The organism is Nonomuraea sp. NPDC051191 (assembly GCF_044455665.1).
GTDB lineage: Bacteria > Actinomycetota > Actinomycetes > Streptosporangiales > Streptosporangiaceae > Nonomuraea.
The window spans coordinates 1-23,342 of record NZ_JBITEZ010000025.1; the positions used below are offsets into that span (position 1 = coordinate 1).

General features: G+C 73.4%; 23 protein-coding genes. 10 read left to right on the forward strand and 13 right to left on the reverse strand.

What is annotated here, in order from left to right:
- Nucleotides 1–1,010 (reverse strand): carbohydrate-binding protein (locus tag ACIA8R_RS46950; protein WP_397044376.1); only part of this gene is annotated, 1,010 nt, incomplete at its 3' end.
- Nucleotides 1,011–1,242: 232 nt separating this feature from the next.
- Here ACIA8R_RS46950 and ACIA8R_RS46955 point away from each other — a divergent pair.
- Both ACIA8R_RS46955 and ACIA8R_RS46960 read left to right on the forward strand, forming a co-directional pair.
- Complete coding sequence (locus tag ACIA8R_RS46955; RefSeq protein ID WP_364096956.1) at nucleotides 1,243–1,458, forward strand: hypothetical protein; 216 nt, start codon at nucleotides 1,243–1,245, stop codon at nucleotides 1,456–1,458.
- Between the two features lie 78 nt (nucleotides 1,459–1,536).
- Nucleotides 1,537–3,165, forward strand: a complete 1,629-nt coding sequence (locus tag ACIA8R_RS46960; RefSeq protein ID WP_364096953.1) for a RecQ family ATP-dependent DNA helicase — start codon at nucleotides 1,537–1,539, stop codon at nucleotides 3,163–3,165.
- Nucleotides 3,166–3,202: 37 nt separating this feature from the next.
- Here ACIA8R_RS46960 and ACIA8R_RS46965 read toward each other — a convergent pair whose 3' ends face one another.
- The gene (locus tag ACIA8R_RS46965) at nucleotides 3,203–3,712 is read right to left on the reverse strand and encodes a protein-tyrosine phosphatase family protein (protein ID WP_397044378.1); all 510 of its coding nucleotides are present in this window, start codon (nucleotides 3,710–3,712) and stop codon (nucleotides 3,203–3,205) included.
- 36 nt (nucleotides 3,713–3,748) lie between these two features.
- Nucleotides 3,749–4,813, reverse strand: a complete 1,065-nt coding sequence (locus ACIA8R_RS46970; protein ID WP_397044380.1) for a serine hydrolase domain-containing protein — start codon at nucleotides 4,811–4,813, stop codon at nucleotides 3,749–3,751.
- Between the two features lie 225 nt (nucleotides 4,814–5,038).
- On the opposite strand from ACIA8R_RS46970, the gene ACIA8R_RS46975 reads away from it, so the two are divergent.
- The 3 genes from ACIA8R_RS46975 (at nucleotide 5,039) to ACIA8R_RS46985 (ending at nucleotide 8,505) form a co-directional block, all read left to right on the forward strand.
- Nucleotides 5,039–5,827 (forward strand): S1 family peptidase, encoded by a 789-nt coding sequence (locus ACIA8R_RS46975; RefSeq protein WP_397044382.1) that lies wholly within the window; start codon nucleotides 5,039–5,041, stop codon nucleotides 5,825–5,827.
- 108 nt (nucleotides 5,828–5,935) lie between these two features.
- Nucleotides 5,936–7,396 (forward strand): MFS transporter, encoded by a 1,461-nt coding sequence (locus ACIA8R_RS46980; protein ID WP_397044384.1) that lies wholly within the window; start codon nucleotides 5,936–5,938, stop codon nucleotides 7,394–7,396.
- Nucleotides 7,397–7,521: 125 nt separating this feature from the next.
- The gene (locus tag ACIA8R_RS46985; protein WP_364096938.1) at nucleotides 7,522–8,505 is read left to right on the forward strand and encodes a BtrH N-terminal domain-containing protein; all 984 of its coding nucleotides are present in this window, start codon (nucleotides 7,522–7,524) and stop codon (nucleotides 8,503–8,505) included.
- A gap of 10 nt (nucleotides 8,506–8,515) precedes the next feature.
- Here ACIA8R_RS46985 and ACIA8R_RS46990 read toward each other — a convergent pair whose 3' ends face one another.
- On the reverse strand, nucleotides 8,516–9,805 hold the full coding sequence (locus ACIA8R_RS46990; RefSeq protein ID WP_364096935.1) for an NAD(P)/FAD-dependent oxidoreductase: 1,290 nt from the start codon (nucleotides 9,803–9,805) through the stop codon (nucleotides 8,516–8,518).
- A gap of 65 nt (nucleotides 9,806–9,870) precedes the next feature.
- Nucleotides 9,871–11,724: a serine hydrolase gene (locus ACIA8R_RS46995; protein ID WP_397044387.1), complete on the reverse strand. Its 1,854-nt coding sequence runs from the start codon at nucleotides 11,722–11,724 to the stop codon at nucleotides 9,871–9,873.
- 198 nt (nucleotides 11,725–11,922) lie between these two features.
- Between ACIA8R_RS46995 and ACIA8R_RS47000 the strand changes: the two genes are divergently transcribed.
- The 4 genes from ACIA8R_RS47000 to ACIA8R_RS47015 are packed head-to-tail and all read left to right on the forward strand — an operon-like array spanning nucleotide 11,923 to nucleotide 15,365.
- Nucleotides 11,923–12,753 carry a lysostaphin resistance A-like protein gene (locus ACIA8R_RS47000; RefSeq protein ID WP_397044389.1) on the forward strand — a complete coding sequence of 277 codons (831 nt, stop codon included), beginning with the start codon at nucleotides 11,923–11,925 and terminating at the stop codon, nucleotides 12,751–12,753.
- Nucleotides 12,750–14,006 carry a sensor histidine kinase gene (locus tag ACIA8R_RS47005; protein WP_397044391.1) on the forward strand — a complete coding sequence of 419 codons (1,257 nt, stop codon included), beginning with the start codon at nucleotides 12,750–12,752 and terminating at the stop codon, nucleotides 14,004–14,006. Before ACIA8R_RS47000 ends, ACIA8R_RS47005 begins: the two co-directional genes overlap by 4 nt.
- Nucleotides 13,970–14,614 (forward strand): response regulator transcription factor, encoded by a 645-nt coding sequence (locus ACIA8R_RS47010; RefSeq protein WP_357705684.1) that lies wholly within the window; start codon nucleotides 13,970–13,972, stop codon nucleotides 14,612–14,614. The genes ACIA8R_RS47005 and ACIA8R_RS47010 overlap by 37 nt, the downstream gene beginning before the upstream one ends.
- Before the next feature lie 40 nt (nucleotides 14,615–14,654).
- Nucleotides 14,655–15,365 carry an SDR family NAD(P)-dependent oxidoreductase gene (locus ACIA8R_RS47015; RefSeq protein WP_357705685.1) on the forward strand — a complete coding sequence of 237 codons (711 nt, stop codon included), beginning with the start codon at nucleotides 14,655–14,657 and terminating at the stop codon, nucleotides 15,363–15,365.
- Between the two features lie 54 nt (nucleotides 15,366–15,419).
- Here ACIA8R_RS47015 and ACIA8R_RS47020 read toward each other — a convergent pair whose 3' ends face one another.
- The 8 genes from ACIA8R_RS47020 to ACIA8R_RS47055 form a co-directional block, all read right to left on the reverse strand.
- On the reverse strand, nucleotides 15,420–16,421 hold the full coding sequence (locus tag ACIA8R_RS47020; protein WP_397044393.1) for a hypothetical protein: 1,002 nt from the start codon (nucleotides 16,419–16,421) through the stop codon (nucleotides 15,420–15,422).
- Entirely contained in the window at nucleotides 16,418–16,978 is a 561-nt protein-coding gene (locus tag ACIA8R_RS47025; protein ID WP_397044395.1) for an RNA polymerase sigma factor, read from the reverse strand. Before ACIA8R_RS47025 ends, ACIA8R_RS47020 begins: the two co-directional genes overlap by 4 nt.
- Before the next feature lie 130 nt (nucleotides 16,979–17,108).
- Nucleotides 17,109–18,011 carry a hypothetical protein gene (locus ACIA8R_RS47030; protein ID WP_397044397.1) on the reverse strand — a complete coding sequence of 301 codons (903 nt, stop codon included), beginning with the start codon at nucleotides 18,009–18,011 and terminating at the stop codon, nucleotides 17,109–17,111.
- On the reverse strand, nucleotides 18,004–18,603 hold the full coding sequence (locus tag ACIA8R_RS47035; protein ID WP_357705689.1) for an RNA polymerase sigma factor: 600 nt from the start codon (nucleotides 18,601–18,603) through the stop codon (nucleotides 18,004–18,006). The genes ACIA8R_RS47030 and ACIA8R_RS47035 overlap by 8 nt, the downstream gene beginning before the upstream one ends.
- A 106-nt stretch (nucleotides 18,604–18,709) precedes the next feature.
- On the reverse strand, nucleotides 18,710–20,089 hold the full coding sequence (locus ACIA8R_RS47040) for an amino acid adenylation domain-containing protein (protein WP_397044399.1): 1,380 nt from the start codon (nucleotides 20,087–20,089) through the stop codon (nucleotides 18,710–18,712).
- Nucleotides 20,082–21,356 carry a condensation domain-containing protein gene (locus ACIA8R_RS47045; protein WP_364096908.1) on the reverse strand — a complete coding sequence of 425 codons (1,275 nt, stop codon included), beginning with the start codon at nucleotides 21,354–21,356 and terminating at the stop codon, nucleotides 20,082–20,084. Before ACIA8R_RS47045 ends, ACIA8R_RS47040 begins: the two co-directional genes overlap by 8 nt.
- Complete coding sequence (locus ACIA8R_RS47050; protein WP_364096905.1) at nucleotides 21,353–22,534, reverse strand: cytochrome P450; 1,182 nt, start codon at nucleotides 22,532–22,534, stop codon at nucleotides 21,353–21,355. Before ACIA8R_RS47050 ends, ACIA8R_RS47045 begins: the two co-directional genes overlap by 4 nt.
- Nucleotides 22,527–22,823 carry a phosphopantetheine-binding protein gene (locus ACIA8R_RS47055; RefSeq protein WP_364096902.1) on the reverse strand — a complete coding sequence of 99 codons (297 nt, stop codon included), beginning with the start codon at nucleotides 22,821–22,823 and terminating at the stop codon, nucleotides 22,527–22,529. Before ACIA8R_RS47055 ends, ACIA8R_RS47050 begins: the two co-directional genes overlap by 8 nt.
- Nucleotides 22,824–22,966: 143 nt before the next feature.
- Between ACIA8R_RS47055 and ACIA8R_RS47060 the strand changes: the two genes are divergently transcribed.
- Nucleotides 22,967–23,110, forward strand: coding sequence for a hypothetical protein (locus ACIA8R_RS47060; RefSeq protein WP_364096899.1), 144 nt, complete (start codon nucleotides 22,967–22,969; stop codon nucleotides 23,108–23,110).
- The last annotated feature ends 232 nt before the right edge of the window (nucleotides 23,111–23,342 follow it).

Sequence of the window (23,342 nt, forward strand, 5' to 3'; positions counted from 1 at the left end):
GCGGGGGCGGTGGCGATGAGCTGGCCCTGCTGGTAGATGTCGTAGGCCGCGACGCCGATGTTGTCGGTGGCGGGCGGCCAGTCGAGCTTCAGGCTGTTGTGGGTGATCTCGCCGCACACCGGTTGGCCGGGCGCGCTCGGCTTCTCGGTGTCGCCCGGTCCGCTGACGCGCAGCCGGTCGAGGTTGGGGCCGCCGTTCGCGGTGGTCGCGGTGGCCCGTACGGTGTTGGCGCCCGCGTTCAGGGTGGCGTTGAGCGTGACCTCGTTCCAGGTGGTCCAGGCGCCGGTGCCGGGGAAGGAGCGGGTGGTCGCCGAGCCGTTCACGGAGATGCTCATCGGCCGGTCGATCGTGGTGCCGTTGGCGTAGCGGAAGGTCAGGCTCTGCGGGCCGGTCGCCGCCGCGCTGACCTGGAACTCGACGTACGAGCCTGTCGCGTTGTCGTAGTTGACGAACCCGGAGCCGGTGTATCCGGCGTGGTTGGACTCCACCACGCCCTGGACGATCGTGGCCGTCTCGGCCTGGTGGTCGGTGAAGCCGCTGACCTGGACGTCGGCGTCCAGGTAGTCCCAGTTGGGGTTGCCGCCGGCGGTGGCGGCGGTGGCCCTGATCGTGTTGGGCCCCGCCTTGACCTGGGCGGCGAGGGTGACCGTGGCCCAGGTGTCCCAGTTCGCGGTCGGGGCGAACGCCCGGGACGCGGCCACCACCGAGCCGTTGACCGCGAGGTCGCTGGGCCGGTCGGCGCTGGTGCCGTTGGCGTAGCGCAGGGCCAGCGTGGCGGTCCCGGCGGCGGGCGCGTCGACGGTCCACTCGGTGTAGGCGCCGGCGACGTTGTCGCCGTTCACGAAGCCGCTGCCGGAGTACCCGGTGTGGTTGGACTCGACGGCCCCCTGCGAGACCGTCGCGTTCTCGGCCTCGTACCGGGTGGGGGCGGCGTCGGCTGGGCCGGCGGGTACGGCCAGCATGCCCGCGACCAGCGCGAGGACGCACAACCGGGACTTCCACAGGTTCATCGGGTGGCTCCTGGGGGGTGAGCGGCTTTTCATCGTGTTCCCACAGGGAGTCACACGCGTCAACAGATTATCGATCTTGGAACGATCCAAGTTTAGGAAACTTTCCTAACTCGGCCCTCCGGAGACATCGGAGGTGCGACCGGCTGTGGACAGACATCTGCCGGAGATGTATGCCTGGAGAAGGTGTGAGGTCGGACCTGTGATCGTCGCCGTTCGGCGGGAGGTTGAGATCGTGCCGCTCAGAAACCGACATCAGCGGTCGCCGCCCGCCGCCGCTGGACAGGCGGCCGACGGGCGCGACCGGGTCAAGGCGATCACCTCGCCGGTCAACAGCGCGTCCGTCGCCTTCCACGCCACGACGGGCTTCACCGTCACCGGGCCCGTCCCGGACCACGACGGTCCCGGCGTGGACCGCGTCGTCTTCGAGCTCCGGCTCCCGCCCCGATGACCCGCCGTTCATGAGATCGCGCATGCGAAGGCCGATGGCGGGGCAGGAGGGACGGTCTCCCCGACCGGAGAGGACCGGATGCGCGACACAGCGGCGGAATGCGAGCGGGTGGCCAGGAAGGCGCTCGGCCTGACCGACCTGCGGCCCGGCCAGCTACGGGCGATGACGGCCCTGGCCGAGGGCCGGGACACACTGGTGGTGATGCCGACCGGAAGCGGCAAGTCGGCCGTCTACCAGGTGCCGGCGCTGCTCCTGAGCGGCCCGACCCTGGTGGTCTCGCCGCTCGTCGCCCTGCAACGCGACCAGGTCGAGGCCCTGCGCGACCGCGACGAGGAGGCCGTCAGTCTCAACGCGGGGACGCGCGCGAGCGAGCGGTCGGAGCTGTTCCAGGCGCTGCGGGCGGGGGAGACGGAGTTCCTGTTCTGCGCGCCGGAGCAGCTCGCCCGTCCCGACGTCCTGAGCGAGCTGGCCGCCGCCGCCCCTTCGCTCATGGTGGTGGACGAGGCCCACTGCGTCTCGGCCTGGGGGCACGACTTCCGCCCCGACTATCTGCGGCTCGGCTCGGTGGCCGACGCGCTCGGCCGTCCGGTCGTCGCGGCCCTGACGGCGACCGCCGCGCCGCCGGTACGGGCGGAGATCGCCGAGCGGCTGGGCATGCGCGCGCCGGTGGAGATCGTCCAGGGGTTCGACCGGCCCGGCATCTCGCTGGAGGTGCGCCGGGCGCTGGACGACCCGGCGGACGACATCGTCGCGACCGTCGTGGCGGCGCAGAAGCCCGGCATCGTCTACACGACCTCGCGCAGGCAGACCGGCCGCCTGAGCGGGCTGCTGGCCGAGGCCGGCGTCCGGGCCGCCGCCTACCACGCCGGCCTGCGCAGGGCCGAGCGGGACGAGGTGCACGGCCGGTTCATGGCCGGTGACCTGGACGTCGTGGTCGCGACCAACGCCTTCGGCATGGGCATCGACAAACCGGACGTACGTTTCGTCCTGCACGCCGAGATCCCCGGCTCGCCGGACGCGTACTACCAGGAGATCGGCCGGGCGGGCAGGGACGGCGAGCCGGCCGCGGCCGTGCTCTTCTACCGGCCCGAGGACCTGGGGGTGCAGCGGTTCTTCACCGGCGGCGTGCCCGACGAGGAGAAGCTGGCGCGGGTCGCCGAGGCGGTCGCGGAGTCCGGCCCCGGCAGTGAACGCAAGGCGCTGGCGGAACGCGCCGGGCTGTCGGCGCGCCGCCTGACGGCCCTGCTGGACCTGCTGGAGAGAGCGGGCGCGGTACGGCTCGGCACCCGCAGGGTCGATCCCGTGCCCGGCCTCGACCCGCGGGCGGCGGCGAGCCGCGCCAGGGAACTGGCCGAGCGCCGCCGGGACGTCGACCGCAGCCGCCTGGAGATGATGCGCCGCTACGCCGAGACCACCGACTGCCGCCGGCGTTTCCTGCTCGGCTACTTCGGCGAGGAGCTCGCCGAGAACTGCGGCAACTGCGACAACTGCCGCGCCGGGACCGCCGGGCAGGCGCCCCAGGAGACCGGCCCCTTCCCGCTGCACGCCCGGGTGGAACACCGCGCGTGGGGGCCGGGCCAGGTCATCCAGCGCGGCGAGGACCGCCTGACGGTCCTGTTCGAGGACGCCGGATACCGGGAACTCCAGCTCGACCTGGTCCTCGAAGAGGGCCTCCTGACGGACTCCCCGCCGACGAAGGGACGCTGAGGCCATCCCCGGCGCCCCGGCGCCCCGGACCGCCGGGTCAGCGGCGCGGCGCGGGCCCCCGGTCGCCCGGCTCCGGGCGGACGGGCCGGGGGAAACGCTGGATCAAGCGGCGCTGCCACGGGGTCTCCACCGCCCGGGGGTGGTGGTGCTCGCGCGTCCAGGCGACGGCGTCGGCCGGATCGATGCCGGCCAGGACGGCGAGGCAGGCGACGACCGTGCCGGTGCGGCCCACGCCGCCCCCGCACGCCACCTCCACCGCCGTGCCCTCCCGCGCCCGCCGGTGCAGGTCGCGGATCGCCTCCACGGCGGCGTCCCGGTCGCGGGGCAGCAGGAAGTCGGGCCACTCGATCCACGCGTGCGGCCAGCGCAGCCCGTCCTCATGACGGCGGGCCAGCCGCGCCGACCCGAGGTAGAGGCCGAAGCCGGGCGCCGGGCCCTCGGGCAGCGGGTGGCGCAGGCCCCGGCCGCGGACCCAGGAGCCGTCCGGGAGCCGGAAGGAGCCCAGGAGCGGCGGCTCGCCGGTCACGCTCTCCGTCGGACCTGCCAAGGGAACCTCCTCGTGATCTCGGGGGCCGCCCTGATCTCAGCCCGCGGTCCCGCAGAATACCTTGACGGCCATGCCCATGATCTCCGCCGTGGACGGGTTCCTGGTCGAGGGGTTGAGCGACAGGGTCAGCGACTTGCCCGAGTCCGAGCGGAACGCGAACGTCAGGTACCCGATCAGCTCCCCGCTGTGCCCCCACACCGTGCCGCACGGCAGCGCGTACGCCTGGAGCCCGAGCCCGTAGCCGAACCCGGCGCCCGTCTCGACGGTCGTGCGCATGGCCTTCAGCGACGCGGCGCTGGTCAACTTGCCGCCCAGCAGGGCGGACATGAACCACTCCAGGTCCGCGGCGGTCGAGATCATCTCTCCCGCGGCCCAGTCCAGCGAGGGGTTCATGCGGGTGGCGTCCACGAGGGCGGGCATCGGCTCGTACCCCTTGGCGTGCGGGGACGGTACCCCCGCCCGGTCGCCGGGGACCAGCGTGTGGCGCAGCCCCAGCGGGCGCAGGATCCGGCGGGTGACCTCCTCGCCGTACGGGCGGCCGGTCAGCTTCTCCACCAGCAGGCCGAGCACCACGTAGTTGGTGTTGGAGTAGTGCCACTTGCCGTCGTCGGGGAGCTTCTTGGCGAAGGCCACCTTGAGCAGCTCGGCCGGCCGGTAGGAGCGGAAGCGGGCCTCGCCGCGCCAGCGGTTGGTGGAGTAGCCGGGCTCGCTCATGTAGTCGTACAGGTGGCTGGTGTGGTCGAGGAGGCTGCGGACCGTGATCCGGCCGCCGCCGGGGACCAGGCCGGGCAGGTGGGCGTCGATCGGGTCGTCCAGCTTCAGCTTGCCCTCGTCCACGAGCTGGAGCACCACCGTGGCGACGAAGGTCTTGGTCACGCTGCCGATCCGGAAGTAGCCGTTGGGCGAGGGGCGTCCGCCGCGCTCGACGTCGCGGACGCCCGCCGAGCCCGACCAGGTGCGGCCGCCGTCGGTGACCCGCGCCAGGGCGGCCGTCGCGCCCTGTCCCGTCACGATCCTCTCCAGCTCGGGGCCCACTCCGGCGCCCTGGCTCCCCGCCGCCATCGTCACCGCCACCAGCACGTTCATCATCGTCTGCATCATGCGGTCAACGTTAGGAAGATCGGCTCCACGGCGGAATGCGGTGCTCCGCCCAGTCCCCCTGCGGAAAACCACAGCCCCGCGCCGCGCAGGGGGGTTGTCCCTACCACCGGTTGGCGTGCTGGCGTACTGACCCGGCCGGATTCTTCGCAGATAGCGTCATTTCATACGAATCGCCCACTGAAATGGATATATCCGTTGTTCGGTAATAAATCCCTGCGTCGTGTCGTGACCCGTTCCGCTGTCGTCGTCGTGGCGGGCGCCGCCTGTCTCGCCGCCACCGCCGGCAGCGCCGGAGCGATCATCAACGGGACGAAGGCCACGGAGGCGTACCCGTTCATGGCCTCGATCCCGATCTCGGCCCCGGCCATGGGGCTCACGGACGGCGTGTGCGGAGCGGCGCTGATCGCCCCGCAGTGGGTGGTGACCGCGGCCCACTGCCTGGACATGGAGATCGGGTCGATCCCGAAGGGGACCGTCCGCGTCGGGAGCGACCGGCGGACGTCCGGCGGAGAGGTGCGCGGGATCGCCCAGGCCGTGCTCCACCCCCGCTACTCCCAGCACACGCCCAACAGGAACGACATCGCCCTGATCCGCCTGGACCGCCCGGTCGGCCAGCGGCCCGTCCCGATCGCCGCGCAGCCGGGACGGCCCGGCACCCCGACCCGGATCATCGGCTTCGGCGTCACCGTGGCCGAGCACGATCCGGCCCGCTGGAAGATGTCCCCGCGGCTCAACGAGCTGGACACGCGCAGGGGCGCGAAGTCCGAGTGCGGGCCCGGGTTCGCGGGCGGCACCCGGCTGTGCACGGTCAGCCGGGTGCCCAAGGCCATGGCGTGCAACGGCGACTCCGGCTCCCCGCAGCTGCGCCGGGGCCGGGGAGACCGGTGGGAGCTCATCGGCGTCACCTCGGGCCCCGGCGCCAAGAGCCCGTCCTGCGCGGAAGGTCCTGGGCTGTACACCAACGTGCCGGCGTACGCGGAGTGGATCAGCAGGACGATGCGCACGTACAGCTGACGCGACGGGTTCGCCCGGCGGTTGAGGGTTGCCCGCCCGCCCGTCCAGCGTCGTCCGCGGCGCTCGGGCGAAAGCTTCCGGGAACGGTTCAACGACAGCCTTGAAGTCATGAGTGCTGACCACGACGAACAGCCCGGCGGCCGCCGGCCCGCCACCGCCCCTCCGACAGGGCACGTCGCCGCCGGCTGGGGGGAGTTGCTGGGACGGGAGCATCTGGGGGCCGCGGTCGTGCTGGCCGGGGGCGTGCTCGCCGGGGCGATCAACATCTACCTGGCGGCGAGCCTGCTGCCGACCGCGGTGGCCGAGCTCGGCGGGGCGAGCTTCTACGCCTGGAACATGACGGTCTATCTGGTCGCCATGGTGATCGCGACGATGCTCACCGCCCGGTCGCTGTCGACGTGGGGGAACGTCGGCTCCTACCTCGCCGGGTTCGCCACGTTCACCGTGGGCTCGCTGGCCTGCGCGGTGAGCCCGGCGATGGCGGTGCTGCTGGTGTCCCGGGGGGTCCAGGGGCTCGGCGCCGGGCTGCTGTCGGGGCTCGGGTTCGCCGTCATCCGGTCGGCGCTGCCGTCCCGGCTCTGGACGCGCGGCACCGCCCTCATGTCGGCGATGTACGGCGTCGGCAACTTCGCCGGCCCGGCGCTCGGCGGGCTGTTCGCCCAGTTCGGGGCGTGGCGGCCGGCGTTCGCGGCGATGGCGGTGATCGGGGTCGGCTGCGGCGCGATCGTCCCCCGCGCCATGCCGCGCGACGGGCGCGGGGAGCGCGGCGAGCGCGGGGCGCCGGGTGCGGTGCCGGTGGCGTCGTTGGTGCTGGTGACGGCGGCCGCCGGGGCGGTCAGCGTGGCGGCGGTCGTGGCCGGGACGCCCGCCAAGGCCGCCGTCCTCGCCCTGGCGCTGCTGTTCGCGGGCGGGTTCGTCGTCCATGAGCGGCGCAGCGGGCGCCGGGTCTTCCCGGAGGCGACGTACCGGCGGGGATCGTCGCTGAAGTGGGCCTACCTGACGATCGGGGTGCTGACCTTCGGGGTCGCGGTCGAGTCGTTCCTGCCGCTGTTCGGGCAGCGGCTGGCCGGGCTGCCGCCGCTGGTGGCCGGGTTCTTCGCCGCGGCCGTCTCGCTCGGCTGGTCGACGACCCAGATCGGCAGCTCGTCCGTGACCGGGCGGCGCGCCGTGCGGCGGCTGCGGGTGCTCGGCCCGATGCTGCTCGCGGCCGGACTCCTCGTCCAGGGGCTGGTGCAGCGTGCGGACACGCCGGGATGGCTGGTGCTGGTCTGGGTGCCGGTGCTGTTCGCCGCCGGGGCTGGGATCGGCCTCGCCTACCCGCACCTGTCCGTGGCCGTGATGACCAGCACGCGGGATCCGGAGGAGGGCGGGCGGGCCGCCGCGGCGATCGCCACCGTGACCAGCCTGTCGATCGCGTTCGGCACGGCGGTCGCCGGGATCCTGGTCAACCTCGGCGGCGCCTCGATGCTCGACTCCGCCCGGTACGTGCTGTTCGGCTTCGCGGCCGTCTGCGCCACCGGCGCCCTCACCGCCCGCGCGGCCGGCCGTACGGACCGGGCGCAGCCGTAGGACGGGGCCACGCGGCCGGGACGGTGGACTCTCCCCCCGTGGGAGGCGTCATGCTGCTCGCGGGGCACGGACCGGCCGGCGGCCCCGCGCACGCTGATCGACCCGGCCACCGAGGAGAGCGACGCATGACCATCGTGGAAGGCATCGAGGCTCGCGGCCTGGAGCACTGCGAGACGACGGCACTGGGAGTGCTGCTGCGGCACCAGGGGCTCGACCTGTCCGAGCCCATGCTGTTCGGGCTCGGCTCGGGCCTGTCCTTCGTCTACTGGGACGCCAAGGGCATGGACTTCCCGTTCATGGGCGGCCGGGTCAAGCCGTTCGAGCTCACCAGGAACCTGGCCGGCAGGCTCGGGCTGACCCTGCGCGTGGAGGAGACCGGCTCGGCCCGCAAGGCATGGGAGAACGTGGCCGCCCGCATCGACGACGGCCTGCCGGTCGGCCTCCAGCTCGACTGCCACCACCTGGAGTACTTCGGCACGAAGGTGCACTTCGGCGGCCACGTCGTCGCCATGTACGGCTACGACGAGCGGCAGGCGTACCTGGTGGACACCGCGCAGCAGGGCGGCGCCGTGCGTACGAGCCGGGACAGCCTGGCGGCGGCGCGGTCCGAACGCGGCCCGATGACCGCCAGGAACCGTTCCTTCACCCTCGCCCTGCCGGACGGCCCGCCCGCCTGGCGGGAGCGGGCCGTCCCGGCGATCAGGACGTGCGCCGAGGCGTTCCTCGCCGCGCCCATCGCCAACCTGGGCCACCGCGGCATCGACAAGGCCGCCCGCCTGGTGCCCACCTGGCTGTCCCGCGCCGGCGAGCCCGCGCGGGACCTGCCGCAGGCCGCGCTCCTCATGGAGAAGGGCGGCACCGGCGGCGGCCTGTTCCGCGCCCTGTACCGGGACTTCCTCGCCGAGTGCGCCACGTTCGTCGACGACGACCGCCTGCGCGCCGGCCACCGCCTGTACGCCGAGGCCGCCGCCCTGTGGACGGACGTGTCCGCCCTGGTCGCCAAGGCCGGGGAGGGGCGCGACGCGGCGTACCTGGAGCAGGCCGGGGCCGTCCTGCGCGACCTCGCGCGCATCGAGCGGGACGCCATGCTGGCACTGCGCGAGCTGTGACCCCGGACCGCTAGAGCGTCGCGCGATCGACGGCGGTGAAACGGTCGGCGCCCAGCGACAGATCCAGGGACGCGAGGTCGGTGAGCACGGCGTCGGCCGCGCGCCGGCCGGAGACCAGCGCCCCCTGGAGGGAGCCGGTGTCGCGGTGGTCGCCGCACACGTACAGCCCGGCGCGCAGCCGTACCGGCTTGCGCAGCGGGTACGGCGGCCGCATCGCCGGCAGCGCCGCGGGCACCTGGTACGTCGCCACGTGCTCCCAGCCGGAGGTGTCGCCGTAGATCTCGGTCAGGCGCCGGCGCACCGGACGTTCGTCGTCGGCCACCCCCAGGACCGACGTGGACACCAGCGCCCGCCCGTCGGCGGAGTACCCGGGGGCCGCGTCCGTGAGGACCAGGGTGTCGGCGACGGCCCCGGTGGCGTCGATGACCTGGATCGGCTCGCGCATGGGGGAGCGGGGCGCGGCGTGGTAGAAGGTGGTCACCGCACGCATCTCCGGCGTGTCGATCTCCCTCAGCAGGCGGCCCGCGGCCGGCGGGTCGGCGGCCACCACCACCGCGCGGCCCCCGACCGTGGAGCCGTCCGCGAGCCGCACGCCGCCGGAGGTGACCTCGGTGACGCGCGCGCCGAACGTGACGGCGCCCGGCGGCAGCCGGAGGGCGAGCTGGCGCGGGATCTGCCCCATGCCGAGGGCGGGCAGCGCGATGGTCCCGCGCGCGAACGACCGCCAGAACAGGTGGAAGATCCGGCTGGAGGTCTCCAGATCGCGTTCCAGGAGCACCCCGGCCAGGAAGGGACGCATCAGGCAGTCGATCATCCGCTCGGACATGCCCCAGGCACGCAGCTCGTCGTCGGTACGCCGGTCCGGCCCGCCGCGCAGCCTGGACGCCGGCAGGACCAGGTCGCGGGCCGTGATCGCGGCGAGCACGGCGTCGTCGCGCGGCGTGCCGAGGCCGGTCAGCAGCCCGCTCAGCGCGTGCAGCGGGTGCCGCCACGGCAGCATCACCCTGGCCCGCGCCCTCGTCCCCTGGACGATCAGGCCTGAGGCGAACGGGCGCAGGTCGAGCGCGTCCAGGTCGAGCACCTGGCGGGCCTCGGGATAGGCGGTGTTGAACACCTGGAAGCCGCGGTCCAGCCGGAAGCCGTCCACGACGTCGGTGCGCACCCGGCCGCCCACCCCGTCGGACGCCTCCAGCACCCGTACCGGCACGCCCGCCTCGTGCAGCCGCACCGCGCAGGCCAGCCCTGCCATCCCGGCCCCCACGACGATGACGGCCCCCGACGTTCCCCGTTCGTTGTCCATGTCAGGACCCCTACCCACGACTCCGCAGGTCAGACGACCGGCCGCCGGTCAGGGCGGGGAAGGCCCTACGCCCAGCCGTAGACCGACCTGACGGCCGCGGCGACCTCGTTGACCAGCGCCGTGTCGTTGCCGTTGGACAGGACGGCGTAGCCCGCGCCCAGCTCCGGATAGCCCTTGAAGACCGACTTGAAGCCGTAGTTCGAGCCGTCGTGGGTGTAGGAGAAGTTCTGGGTGCCGGAGCCGGCGATGAACAGCCCGCGTCCCATCCCGGGCTGCGGGCCCTGGGTGAGCAGCGTACGCACGGACGCGCGGCTGAGCGGGCCGGCGATGTCGCCGGTGGCGGTCCAGGCCCGGTTGAGGTACGACATCAGGCGGCACAGGTCGAGCACGTTCGTGTACAGGCCGGCGGCGGCCGACTCGGGGTAGCGGTTGTGGCCGCCCGGGATCACCGTCCCGGTGGAGGTGTGGCCGGAGGCGAGCTCGAAGGCGGGGGAGAGCGCGTACGAGCTGCCCGCCATCCCCAGCGGGGCGAACACCTCCTGGCTCATGTAGTCGGCCAGCGACGTGCCGGTCAGCTCCTCCACCATGCGCTGCAGCAGCACGTACCCGGCTCCGGAGTAGTGGTACTCGGCGCCCGGTTCCGTGGACAGCTCGATCTTGGGGGAGTTGCCCTCGCCGTTCATGACCTGGAGCAGCGACGGGACCGTGGCGGAGGCGCCGTACCCGGCGAAGCCGCCGCCGGAGGAGTCGAAGCCGGAGCAGGCCCCGGCGGGCGAGGTGGAGCCGCGCCCGACGATCCCGGCCCGGTGCGTCAGGAGCTGCTCGACGGTCGGCTCCGCCGTCGGCGAGACGCAGGAGCGGGCCGGCAGCGTCCAGCCGAGATGCGGGCGGACGTCGGCGGTCAGCGCGATCTTGCGGACCTGGAGCAGCCGCAGCACGCCCACCGCGGTCACGGCCTTGCTGATGGAGGCGGCCTGGAACGCGCTCTCCGGATGCGCGGCCGCGGCGCCGCCGGCCGCGAGCCGCCCGTAGCCGGCAGACCAGGCGATCTTGTTGCCGACGACCACCGCGACCGCCAGGCCCGGCGTCTTGTACGCGCTCATCCGCTGCCAGACGGTCGAGCCGCCGACCGCGTTCTCGAACTGCCGCACCCGGTCGGTGGGCAGCGCGGGCGCCTTGCCCCGGGAGCACAGCGCCCATCCGCCGCCGGGCGCGAAGGCCAGGTTGTGCAGCTGCCAGCCGCCGCCGGCCACGGTCTTCATCTGCTTGAAGCAGGCGTCGGGGATGCTGCGGGCGTAGAACTCGTCCTGCGCGACCAGGGCCCAGCCGCCCGCCTTCGGGAAGGCGACGCGGGTCAGCCGGCGGCCGCCCTGGGTCAGGTTGCGCATCATCTGGTAGCACTCGTCGTCGACGCCGTTGGCCTGGAAGGCGTTCGCGGCGACGACCACCCAGCGGTCGCCGCCGGCGGGCGGGAAGGCCACGTCCACGACCTGCTGCCCGGCGGTGTAGAACGCCTTGATCCGGCTGAGGCAGGCCGCGGGCAGGCCGCGCGCCGACACGCCCTTGTCGGTGGTGATCACCCAGCGGTCGCCGCCCTCCGGGGGGAAGGCGACGGCGTTGACCTTCCGGCCCGCCTTGAGCAGCGCCCCCAGCTCCGTGAAGCAGGCGTCGGGGATGCCGCGGGCGAAGTACCGCCCGTCCTGCGTGACCATGACCCACCCGCCGGACGGGGTGAAGGCGAGCGCCGTGACGCCGTAGGGAGCCAGCTCGGCCAGCTTGGCGTGCGCCTCGGCGGTCAGGCCCGCGTCCGCGGACGGGTAGGCCGCCGCCAGGGCGGGCGTGGCCGGCACCGCGACCGGCACTGTGGCGGCCGCCAGTCCGGCGACACCGGTCAGGGTGAGAAAACGTCTCCTGTCCACAGGGCTCCTCGGTCAAGGCGGGGGAATCACGGCGATCTTGGCAGAGATGACCGGCCAGGGCCAACCGCGACCGGTCCTGGCGCGGGCCGGGGGTGTATCTAGGTCCACCCCGGCTCGGGGGCCAGATGCAGTGAACGGGTTCGTGCCGGGCGACATCGTGGTCCCGTATCTACCGATTCGACGAAAATGTGAGCACACATGCTGAGGACAGAACGCGGGACGGCCCGTGGCATCGCGGCGCCGACCGGGGTGTTCGTCGCGGTCGCCTTCGTGGCGGCGGGTCTGCTGGGCGTGGCGCAGGCGGGCACGCCGATCCCGCCCGAGGTCATCCAGCTGACCCAGTTCGGCCCGGCCCTGGCCGTGGCGGTCGTCGCCCTGCTGTGGCCGCGCACCGCCCGTGAGACCCTGGCCGGGGCCGTGGGCTGGGTCGACCGGACGGCCCTGTCCGGGGCGCAGGGCACGTCCGGGGCCGCCGGGCGCGCCGGGTGGGGTGCTGCCACCGGGGTGGCGTTGCTGGTCACGGCACCGCTGATCATCGCGGCGGCCGTCGGCGCGCACGGCCTGCTGACCGGCGACCCGCGGTTCACCGCTCCGGGGGCGCTGAACAACCCGTTCGCGCTGATCGTGGTCGCGCAACTCGTCGGGGCGTGCGCCGAGGAGATCGGCTGGCGGTGCCTGCTGCAGCCGCTGCTGCGCCGCCGGACCGGCCCGCTGACGGCGTCGGTCGTGGTGGGCCTGTTGTGGGGGGCGTGGCACGTCCCGGTGTTCGGCCAGGCGCCGGCGTACGCGGCCGCGTTCCTGGTGGCGACGGTGGCGATGTCGGTCGTGATGGGGCTGGCCGTCGAGCGGGTACGCGCCCACCGGCTGCTGCTGACCGGCGGCTTCCACACGCTGATCAACCTCGGCCTGCTGCTGTTCATGGACGAGGAGGCGGGCGCGGTCACGCCGATCATGTTGTTCGCCGCGTCGTGCCTGCTGGCGGCGGTGCTCTGGGTGTGGAGGGCACCGGCTAGAATCCACGTCCGATGAGGGCGAAGGAGAGGCTGGTCGCCGTGGCGCGCTGCCAGCTCGCGGGGCTGCTCGCCGTGGCGGGGTCGGCGGTGGGGTCGCTCGTCGTCCTGGCCCTCCTTCTGCTGCCGGTCGGCGTCGGCTTCTGGCTGCTCGTCCCCGGGGCGACGACGCTGCGGTCGCTGTCGGACCGCTCGCGCGAGCGCGCCACCCGGTGGACGGGCACCCGCATCACCCCGCCCGAGCCCTACGCCGGCGATCACTCATGGAGCAGGCGCAGGCGGGCGGGGGCGATCCTGGCCGCCGAGGGTTTCTGGCGGGACCTGGCCTGGGCCTGGCTGGAGCCGTGGGTCGGCGGCTTCCTCGTCGGCGTCCCGCTGGGCTTCCTCTGGTACGGCGGGTTCGGCGCGCTGGTCCAGCCGTTCGTGTGGCCGCTGCTCGGCCCCGACAACTGGTACGCGTTCGTCCCGGTGGAGGACACGCCGACCATGCTGGCGGCCCTCGTGCTGGGGGTCGCCTTCATGGCCGCCGGGCTGCTGCTGGCCCCGCCGATCCTGCGCCTGCACGGCCGCTGGACCCGGCGGCTGCTGTCGGTGCCCCGCCGTACGGAGATGGTCCGGCGGATCGCCCACCTGACCGACACCCGGGCCGAGGTGCTCGACGTGCAGGCAGCCGAGCTGCGCCGCATCGAGCGCGACCTGCACGACGGCGCCCAGGCCCGGCTGGTGTCCCTCGGCCTGACCCTCGACAGCGCCACCCGGCTCCTCGACAGCGACCCGGCCGCCGCCCGCAAGCTGCTGCTGGAGGTGGCCGAGACCTCCGCCCGCGCCCTGGAGGACCTGCGCAACCTGGTGCACGGCATCCACCCGCCGGTCCTCGCCGACCGGGGGCTCGGCGACGCCGTCAGGTCGCTGGCGCTGGACAGCTTCCTCGACGTCGGCGTGGACGTCCGGCTGAGCGGCCGGCTGCCCTCGCCGGTGGAGTCGGCGGCCTACTTCGCGGTCGGCGAACTGCTCGCCAACGCGGCCAAGCACGCCGCCGCGCGGGAGGTCGCCATCGTCCTCGACCACGACGGCGGGCGCCTGCGCGTCACCGTCACCGACGACGGCCGGGGCGGCGCCGACCCCGCGAAGGGCACCGGGTTGCGCGGGCTCCGCCGCCGTCTGGAATCCTTCGACGGCGTCCTCACCCTGCACAGCCCGCCCGGCGGGCCGACCACTGCCACCCTGGAGATCCCGTGCGCGTTGTCCTCGCCGAAGACCTCTTCCTGCTGAGGGACGGGCTGACCAGGACTCTGCGCGAACACGGCTGCGACGTGGTGGCGTCGGTCGACAACGGCCCGTCCCTGCTGCGGGCGCTGCTGGAGGACGAGCCGGACGTCGCCGTGGTGGACGTACGGCTCCCGCCCACCTACACCGACGAGGGCCTGCAGGCCGCCCTGGAGGCGCGCCGCCGGCGTCCCGGCCTGCCCGTCCTGGTCCTGTCCCAGTACGTCGACCAGCTCTACGCCAACGAGCTGCTGGCGACCGGCGACGGCGCCGTGGGCTACCTGCTCAAGGACCGGGTCACCGACACCGCCCAGTTCGTCGACGCGGTCCGCCGGGTCGCGGCGGGCGGGACGGTGATGGACCCGCAGGTCATCACCAAGCTGCTGACCCGCAGCCAGGCGCGCGGCATGATCGACAGCCTGACCCCGCGCGAGCTGGACGTGCTGGAGATGATGGCCGAGGGCCGGTCCAACGTCGCCATCGCCGCGACCCTGCACTTCAGCGAGAGCGCGGTCGCCAAGCACACCGCGAACATCTTCGCCAAGCTCCGCATCGCCCCCTCGGCCGACGACAACCGCCGCGTCCTGGCCGTCCTCGCCTACCTCAAACGCTGACTTTGACTTCGAGCGCGCTCGAATTCCTAGCGTCGCGTCCATGACGACGACGCTGATCACAGGGGCCAACAAGGGGCTCGGGTTCGAGACCGCCCGGCGGCTCGTCGCGGCGGGGCACACCGTCTACGTCGCGAGCCGGGACGCCGGACGCGGACGGACGGCCGCCGAACGGCTGGGCGCGCGGGCGGTGCCGCTGGACGTCACCGACGACGCGTCCGTGACGGCGGCGGCACGGGCCGTCGAGGCGGACGGCGGGCTGGACGTGCTGGTCAACAACGCCGGCATCCAGGTGGAGATGGAGGACGGCCACGTGGTGGCCGGCGCGGCGGAGCTGACCGCCGAGATGATGCGGCGCACGTTCGAGACGAACGTCTTCGGCATGGTCCGGGTGCTGCACGCGTTCCTGCCGTTGTTGCGGCGATCCGGCGCGCCGGTCGTCGTCAACGTCAGCAGCGGCCTGGCCTCCCTGTCCCGGATGGCCGACCCCGGCAGGGTCGGCCACGACTACCGGGGCGTGGCGTACCCGGCGTCGAAAGCGGCCGTTAACATGATCACCGTTCAGTACGCGAAGGCGTTCCCCGAGATGCGGATCAACGCGGTCGAACCCGGCTTCACCCGGACCGACCTGAACGGCAACAGCGGCCACCAGACCGTCGGGCAGGGCGCCGAGATCATCGTCCGCATGGCCCAGGTGGGCCCCGACGGCCCCACCGGCGGCTACTTCGACGCCGAGGGCCCCCTCACCTGGTGACCGACGCCCTCCGCGCCTCGGGGGTGATCCCGGCAGGCGCGGAGGGGACGGCGGTCAGTCCTTGATGACCGCGTCGCGGGGGCCGCCGTAGTAGGGGTTCTTGTCCAGGCGCTCCTCCGTCACGAGCAGCTGGATCACCCCCTTGGCGTTCTGCTCCGCCTCCCAGACGACCCAGTGGTCGCCGACGGGCGTGCTCTGGGTGTGGTCGATGGCGAACCCTCCCGGGTTGCCGGGCGGGACGGTGATGACCGCGAAGATCACCTTCCGGCCGAGCTTCCTCAGCTCGGGCAGCACCTCGCCGACGGTCTTCTCGTCCACCCGCAGACCGCCCAGCTCGCGGGTGCTCACGCCGCGGAACTCCGGCTCCTCCTGCTTCACCGTGGGGAGGGGCACGGGCTCGCAGGGCGCCACCGGGCCCTCCATCAGATACGTGCTGGTCAGGCCGCCCTTTCCGCTGAGGGTCCAGACGAACGTCTGCCCCGGGCCGAACAGCTTGGTGTTGATGCGCATCTGCACGCCCTCGGACTCGCCCGGGATGTTCTCCGGCAGGCTGTAGATGCCGCGCGGGATGTTCTCCACGTCCTTGCCGCGCGGCCGGCGGCACGTCATGCCCTTGGGCACGTAGTCCACCAGCGCGGGCACGCCCAGCTCCCTCAGCCGCTTCTCCAGCCCGGGAGCGTCGTCGAAGTCGCGGATCTGGATCGTCACCATCCCCTCGTCCAGGTTGACGGCCCACGAGCTGGGCGCGCCGTCCTCCAGCACGATCGGGACCGTCACCACACCCGCGGCCAGCGCGACCGCGGCGACCAGCCCGAACGCCAGGCGCCCGGGCCGGACGCCGCGCCGCGCCCGCCGGGCCGAGCCCGGCGCTGTTCCCGGCGCTGTTCCCGGCGCTGTGCCCGGCTCTTCGGCGGTGATCGCGGCCAGCAGCGCCCGCGCCCCCGCGCCGGACGGCTCGCCTCCCCGCTCACCGGGCGCGACCCGGGCCAGCCTCCCGATCGCCTCGATCCCGTCCAGGTTCCGCTCGGTGTTCTCAGCGTTCTCGGCGTTCTTCACAGCGCTCCTCCCAACGGCCTCTCCGCCGGGACCAGCCGGCTCTCTGCGGTGACGTGCACGCCCGCCGACGCCAGGGCGCGCGACAGGCGCTTGCGGGCGCGGTGCAGCCTGATGCGTACGGCGTTGCGCGACAGGCCCAGCGCCTTCGCGATCTCTTCGCGCTCCAGCCCCTCCCACGCGACCAGGGACAACAACTCCCGGTCGTCCTCGGACAGGCTCCTGAACGCCCGGCCGATCGCGTCCAGCTCGACCTGGCTGTCGGGCGAGTGGCCGTACAGGTCGGCCAGTTCGGCGTCGAGCTCGGCCGTGCGCTCCCTGCGGCGGTTGTCGCCCCGGAAATGGTTGGCCAGGACCTTGCGCGCCACGCCGTACAGCCAGAGGGTGGCCTCAGGGCCCTCGGGCAGCTCGTCCACCCGGCGCCAGGCGACGGTGAAGGTCTCCGCCACCACGTCGGCGGCGTCCTGAGGCGAGTCGCACCGGCGTACGGCGTAGGCGGTGATCTGGCCGTAGGCCCGGTTGTAGGCGGCCTCGAACTTGGCCGACCGCTCGTCATCCACGGGCGGTTCCCATGGCGAATCTCCTCATCGAATCATTTGCTCGGACACCTCTGCCTATGTGCGCGCATGCGCCATCATTTCGCCCTGAATCGCGGCGAACTTCGAGGGTCCCGAGCAAGGAGACGTGAGGTCAGTCGCCGGTCACCGGGTTCTTCGGCACGCGCTTCTCGGACACCAGCAGCCGTACCGCGCCCTGCCGGTACGGCTCGGCGGCCCAGACCACCCAGTGGCCGCCCACCTTCGCCGACTGCCCGCGCGGGTCCACCGAGAAGCCGTCCCCGCCGGGAGCGGGTTCGATGATCTGGAACGTCACCTCCAGGCCCCGCCTGCGCGTCTCGGCCAGCACCTCGGCGACCGGGCGGCCGTCCACGACGTAACCCTCCAGGGCCTCGCCCTTCCGGCCGGCGTCCGCGTTGTTCTGGTACAGCTCGCCGGGCCTGGCGGGGCGGCCCAGGTAGAGCACGCCCTTGCCGCCGAAGTCCTTGGAGACGGTGACGGTGAGCGCGCAGCCGGGCCGTCCGGGGGTGCAGCCCTCCGGGCGCAGGGTGCCGCCGATGCGGTCGCTCTCGGTCGTGCCGCTGAAGCCGAGCCGGAAGACCTCGCCGACCGCCGTGGGGGAGGCGGGCCGCAGGTCGAGGGCGACGTCCAGGCCCATCGCCCGGAACGCCTCGCTGTAGAGGGCGTGGTCGGCGAACAGGTCCTTGATCGTGGCCACGTACTCGTCGCCGCGCAGTTCGATGCCGATGGCGGAGTTGGCGTACGCGGTGGGGCGGGCGCCGGGGCCGGCCAGCACCGGGCCCAGGACGGCCGCGGCGGCGAGCGCGGCGGCGGCGAGCAGCCCGCCGAACAGGAGCCGCCCCCGACGCCCGCGCCGGGATGCGGGGAAGGCGCCGTGACGGCGGTCCTCCTGCTCGGCCGGCGTGGCCGGCGTGGCCAGCGCGGCCAGGAAGCGGTCCTCCTGCGCGGCCAGGGCCTCCGCGGTGGGCGCGGGCACCTCCGAGCGGAGGCGTCCGAGCTCGGTCATCTCATTCATGGACGGGCTCCTCGCTGACGACGGCCATCGGGTTGACTCCTCCGAGCTCTCCGCGCAACTTCTCCCTGGCCCGGTTGATGCGAGAACGCACGGTTCCGACCCGTACGTCCAGCGCCTCGGCGACCTCGGGGTACGTCAGCCCGGCCCACGCCACCAGCAGCAGCGCGTCACGGTGACCTCCGGGCAGCGTCGCCAGCGCCCCGGCCAGGCGGCGGCGGGCCGCCTCGGCGCTCACCCGGTCGTCGCTGCGGTCGGTGAAGGAGGCCGTCACCGGGTCCGTGCCGGTGCGTTCGAGCACGCGCAACTGGTGCACTTCGGTACGCACATGGCGGCTCATCAGATTGGTGGCGATCCCGTACAACCAGGGACGGGCGTGCGGACGGGACAGGTCGTAGCGGCCACGCTGCCTGAACGCCGTCAGGAACGTCTCCGCCACCACGTCGTCCGCGGCGTCCGCCCCCAGCCTTCTGGTGACGTACCGGGTGATGCCGGAGGCGTGCCGGCGGAACAGCTCCGCGAAGGCCTCCGGCTCGTGCAGGGAGCGTTGGACATGGGAGGCGTCATCACCTTCCGGATGGTTCGGGGCGCTCACTTTGTGGCCTTTCGGCGATGAATCAGGACAACAGTTGTTGCCTGGCCGGCCGCGAGCGGTTCCCGGCGACCGCGTACGGAACGCCCCTCATCCTCCCGGGAGGCGGTCAGCCGCCGTCGAGGGCCTGGTGGTCGACCTTGCCGTTGGGCAGGCGCGGCAGGGAGTCCAGCCGCTGGAACACCGTCGGGACGGCCACGATCGGCAACCGGTCCAGCAGGTGCGCGCGCAGCGCCCGGCGGTCGATCCGGTCCTGGTCGGTGACGAGGTAGCCCTTGAGCCGCACGGGGCCGGAGCCGGTCCGCGCGACCCCGACGGCGGCGGCCAGCACGCCGGGGAAGCCCGCCATGGCGTGCTCGATCTCCGCGCGTTCCACCCGCGCGCCGCCCAGCTTGAGCTGGTGGTCGGCGCGGCCGTGGAACAGCAGCTCCCCGTCCGGACGCCGGGAGACCAGGTCGCCGGTGCGGTAGGCGTCCCCGAGGCCCTCGGCCAGGCCGGGGCCGGAGATCAGCAGCTCGCCGACGCCGTCCGGGCCGGGGTCGGCGATGGTCACGCGCGCCCCCGGGACCGGGCGGCCGATCGGCACCCGGGCCGCCTGCGCGTCCTCGGGGACGCAGCGGTGGACCGTGCTCCAGACCGTGCACTCGGTGGGGCCGTACTCGTTGTGCAGGGCCGTGCCGGGCAGCGCGGCGTAGTGCTCCCCGACCAGCGCGGGCGGGCACGTCTCGCCCGCGACGATCACCGTGCCGAGCGACCCGAACGCGTCTGCCAGGCCGTTGCGGAGCGCCAGCCCGTAGAACGACGGCACCATGAGCAGGTGCGACGGCCGGTGCTCGACGGCGAAGCGCGCGGCGGCGGCCAGGTCGGACGGGCGCTGGCTCGGGATGACCAGCCTGCCGCCGCAGGCCAGCGTCCAGTAGATCCCGGCGACCGAGCTGTCGAACGAGATGGACGAGCAGAGCAGGAACCCGGTGACCGGCGACGCGTAGTGGGCCAGCCGGGCCGAGGTCGACCAGGCCAAGGCGGCGCGCGAGACGGTGACGGGCTTCGGCGTGCCCGTCGAGCCGCTGGTGAAGCAGGTGTAGGCGAGCCGCGCCGAGGTGGCGGGCACCGGCCCGTCCGGCAGGTCCGTACGGGCCATCTCGACGCGGAGGGCCGGGCCGGTCAGCGGGACGATCATGTCCGGCTCGATGAGCGCGATCCGCGCCCCGCACGCCTGCGCGACGTCCTGCTGCCGCTGGAAGGGGAAGGCGGCGTCGATGGCCACGTAACGGCCGCCGGCCCGCAGGACGGCGAGCATGCCGATGACCGCCCACCGGGACAGGTGCGCATGGATCACCACCGGCTCGTCGGGCCGCAGGCCCGCCTCCAGCAGCACCCGCGCGAGCCCGGCGCTGCGCCGGTCCAGGTCCCGGTAGGACAGCTCGCCCTCGCGGTCGGCGATCGCGGTGTGCTCGCGGCCCAGGTGGGGTTCGATGAGCTCAAGCATCGGCCAGCCGCTCCAGCACGCGCAGGAACCCGGCGACCTTCTCCTCCACCCAGTCCAGGCCGAACATCCCGGCCTCGTAGGCGACGACGCCGACCACCTCCTCGTCCACCCGCATCGACCACAGCAGGTGCACGGGCATCACGGGAGCGGGCTGCCGCTCCTCCGGCACCGGCGTCAGCAGCAGCGCCGGGTCCTCGGCGGTGGGGGCGAACGGCGTCCTCGGGATGAGCTGGAACACCGGGAAGGTGCGCTCGACGACCTCCGACGGGTCGAACACCACGGCCGCCAGCTCCGGCGCCTCGGGCAGCACCCGCAGCAGCGGCACGTCGTGCCGGTAGGCCGCCCGGCACGCCTCGTCGGCCCGGCGGCTCAGCTCGTCCAGGTCGGCGGGGTCGTCGGTGGTGATCCGCAGCCACAACAGGTTGAGCATGAACCCGGCCGTGTACCACTCCGACGGCTTGCGCCCGGCGGTGATGACCGGCACGACGGCGTCGCCGTGCCCCGCCCAGACCGACGCGGTGAACGCCGTCAGCAGGAGGGTGAACGGCGTGGTCCGGCGGCGGCGGGCCGCCCGGCCCAGGCGCAGCCACAGCGGGCCGGGCACGGTGAAGCGGCACGTCCGCTGGTCGCCGCGCCTGCCGGGCGTCGGCACCGGCATGGCGAGCTCCGCCACGCCGTCCAGCCGGTCCCTCCAGTACGGCAGCGCGTCGGCGATCGTCCTCTCCCAGGACGGCGAGAAATCGTCGGCGGCGACCTCGGCGTACCCCAGGACCCCGGAACCCGGCGGCGGGCCGCCGCGCAGGCGGGCGGTGTAGGCGTCGGACAGGTCGCGCGCCAGCAGCGGCAGCGACCAGGCGTCGGAGGTGAGGTGGTGGGCGACGATCACCAGCAGGCTCGTGCCGTCCTCGCACCGGCCCAGGTGCACCCACAGCAACGGCGGCTCCTCCGGCGGGTACGCCGAGCCGGTGGCCATCGCGAGGAAGGCGTCCTCGTCGTCCACGTCGTGCACCAGCAGGCGCCCCGGGACGCTTTCGTGCACCCGCGCCCGGACGCCGCCGTCCGGATCGCGCGACACGGTCGTGCGCAGGGCGTCGTGCCTGGCCACGACGTCGTCCACGGCCCGGCGCAGCACATCGGCGTCCACCTCGTGCGCCACGCGGTAGGCCGCCCGGACGATGAACGTCGAGTTGACCACGCTCCCCGGCACGGCCTCCTCCAGCCCGAGCAGCAACCGCTGGGCGTAGGTGAACGGGATCTCTGTCGTCATTGGCCTCTCCTGGGCGTCCCCGAGATGATCAGCTTCTTGAAGCCGGTGAGGAAGGTCGATCGCACCCGGACCGGTTCGCCGACCACCTCGACGTCGGCGAAGGTCGCGAACAGCGTCGCGAAGAACAGCCGCAGCGTCAGCCGGGCCAGGTGGGATCCGATGCAGTAGTGATGTCCGCTGCCGAAGGCGAGGTGGCGGTTGGGCGTACGGGCCGGGTCGAAGGTGTCCGGGTCGGCGAAGACGGCGGGGTCGCGGTTGGCCGAGCCGATCCAGGCGACCACGGGCTCGCCCGCCGGGAGGTCCACGCCGGACAGCCGCACCGGCCGGGTGGTGTGCCGCATGAAGTGGCTGCCGGGCGACGCCCAGCGCAGCGCCTCCTCGACCCCGTCGCGCAGCAGCTCAGGACGGCCGGCCCAGGCGCGGTAGCCGCCGCCGCGGGCCAGCTCGAACACCGTGGAGCTGACCACGTTCGGCAGGGTGACGCTCGCCCCGAGCAGCAGGCTGTAGCAGTTGGAGACGGCCGTGCCGGGGTTCATCCGGCCGCCGTCCGGCGACAACATCAGGCTGATCAGGTCCTCGCCGGGGGTGCGGGCGCGTTCCCGTACCAGGTGCAGGAAGTAGGCGAAGAGCTCGCGGTGCGCCCGGCGCAGCGTCCCGGACGCGTCGCCGGCGACCTGGTAGTCGGGGTCGTCCTCGGCGCTGGCCGCCATGACCAGGGTGAGCAGGCGTGGCCGGTCCTCGTCCGGCAGCCCCAGCAGCGGCCCGGCCAGCGCCAGCGGCAGTCCCCGGACGGCGGCGGCCAGGTCGAACTCCGGCCCGTCCAGGCCGGGCGCGAGCAGCCCGGTGATCGCGGTGATGACGGACGGCTCGTAGGCCGCGGCCGAGCGCAGGTCCATGACCTTCCGCAGCGGGGCGCGCATCCGGTCGTGCTCGGGCGGGTCGGTGGCGGCGAGCTGCCGTCCGGCCGCCGGGTCGTCGCGGCCCAGCAGGTTGAGCAGGGTGCCGCGCTCGCTGGTGAAGCACGTGTGGTCGCGCAGGACGCGGTCCACGTCGGCGTACCGGGTGACCGACCAGAAGCCCCGGTCGTGCCGGTGCACCGGGTCGTTCTCGCGCAACCACCGCCAGGTCCGGTGCTGCCCGCCCGCCTCGAACAGGGCGGGGTCGGCGAGGTCACGCATGGTCGAGGGGGGCCGGCGAGCCGATCACCTCGGCGAGCTCGGCGATGGTCGGCGACAGGAACAGCGTCCAGGCGGGCACCTCGAACCCGAACTCGCGGTCGATCGCGAACTGCACGTCGGCCGCCAGCAGGGAGTCGCCGCCCAGCTCGAAGAAGTCGTCCTCGATGCCGACGGGCGCGACGCGCAGTTTGGCCGACCACAGGCCGGCCAGCCGCCGTTCGATGTCGGTGCGCGGAGCCTCGTACGCCGATTCCAGTTCGAGGTCGTCCCGTGACGTGACAGTGGTCATCCCAACTCCGTGGTGAGGTGAACGCGAGGGCCCGGCCAGCCTGCCCCGCCGCTGTTGAGTCCTCGTTGAGGATGCGTTGATCACCCTCGCCCAGGTTCGGGAGATCGGCCGGACGGTGCGGCGACGGGCCGAATCTCCTCCTGATGAGGTCGCCGACGTGGAAGCAGGCGTCCCTCACCCTCGGCTCCCTGTGGAGCGCCGGCACCCACCAGATGCAGGCGGACGCCTACGCCGGTCGGCCGCGGGCCGGCGCGCTCGTGGTGGCGCGCCTGTGTGAAACGGCGTGAGCGGCACGCGATTGACGCAACCTGCGGAACTTGACGGCGCCCGCAATTTCGTTTCATAGTGAGCCGGTCACCTATTTACGTATTCCCGGAGGTTCGCAGCGACAATAATGTTAGCGATAACAGAGCAACTTCCTTTCCGTCCCTGACGGTTCGTCGCAGGTCAATGGGCATAGGGCTGTCCGCGTCCGCGCAGCGGCCGATCGCCTGTTTCCGTGCGTCGAATTACCTCGGC

Excerpts from the sequence above, each read along its gene's own strand:
- ACIA8R_RS46980 (WP_397044384.1), top strand. The coding sequence starts at position 5,936 with ATGAGTGCTGACCACGACGAACAGCCCGGCGGCCGCCGGCCCGCCACC.
- ACIA8R_RS47000 (WP_397044389.1), top strand. The coding sequence starts at position 11,923 with ATGCTGAGGACAGAACGCGGGACGGCCCGTGGCATCGCGGCGCCGACC.
- ACIA8R_RS47060 (WP_364096899.1), top strand. The coding sequence starts at position 22,967 with ATGAGGTCGCCGACGTGGAAGCAGGCGTCCCTCACCCTCGGCTCCCTG.
- ACIA8R_RS47055 (WP_364096902.1), bottom strand. The coding sequence starts at position 22,823 with ATGACCACTGTCACGTCACGGGACGACCTCGAACTGGAATCGGCGTAC.
- ACIA8R_RS47050 (WP_364096905.1), bottom strand. The coding sequence starts at position 22,534 with ATGCGTGACCTCGCCGACCCCGCCCTGTTCGAGGCGGGCGGGCAGCAC.
- ACIA8R_RS46990 (WP_364096935.1), bottom strand. The coding sequence starts at position 9,805 with ATGGACAACGAACGGGGAACGTCGGGGGCCGTCATCGTCGTGGGGGCC.
- ACIA8R_RS47045 (WP_364096908.1), bottom strand. The coding sequence starts at position 21,356 with ATGACGACAGAGATCCCGTTCACCTACGCCCAGCGGTTGCTGCTCGGG.
- ACIA8R_RS47030 (WP_397044397.1), bottom strand. The coding sequence starts at position 18,011 with ATGAATGAGATGACCGAGCTCGGACGCCTCCGCTCGGAGGTGCCCGCG.
- ACIA8R_RS47015 (WP_357705685.1), top strand. The coding sequence starts at position 14,655 with ATGACGACGACGCTGATCACAGGGGCCAACAAGGGGCTCGGGTTCGAG.
- ACIA8R_RS46985 (WP_364096938.1), top strand. The coding sequence starts at position 7,522 with ATGACCATCGTGGAAGGCATCGAGGCTCGCGGCCTGGAGCACTGCGAG.
- ACIA8R_RS47005 (WP_397044391.1), top strand. The coding sequence starts at position 12,750 with ATGAGGGCGAAGGAGAGGCTGGTCGCCGTGGCGCGCTGCCAGCTCGCG.
- ACIA8R_RS47040 (WP_397044399.1), bottom strand. The coding sequence starts at position 20,089 with ATGCTTGAGCTCATCGAACCCCACCTGGGCCGCGAGCACACCGCGATC.
- ACIA8R_RS46970 (WP_397044380.1), bottom strand. The coding sequence starts at position 4,813 with ATGATGCAGACGATGATGAACGTGCTGGTGGCGGTGACGATGGCGGCG.
- ACIA8R_RS46960 (WP_364096953.1), top strand. The coding sequence starts at position 1,537 with ATGCGCGACACAGCGGCGGAATGCGAGCGGGTGGCCAGGAAGGCGCTC.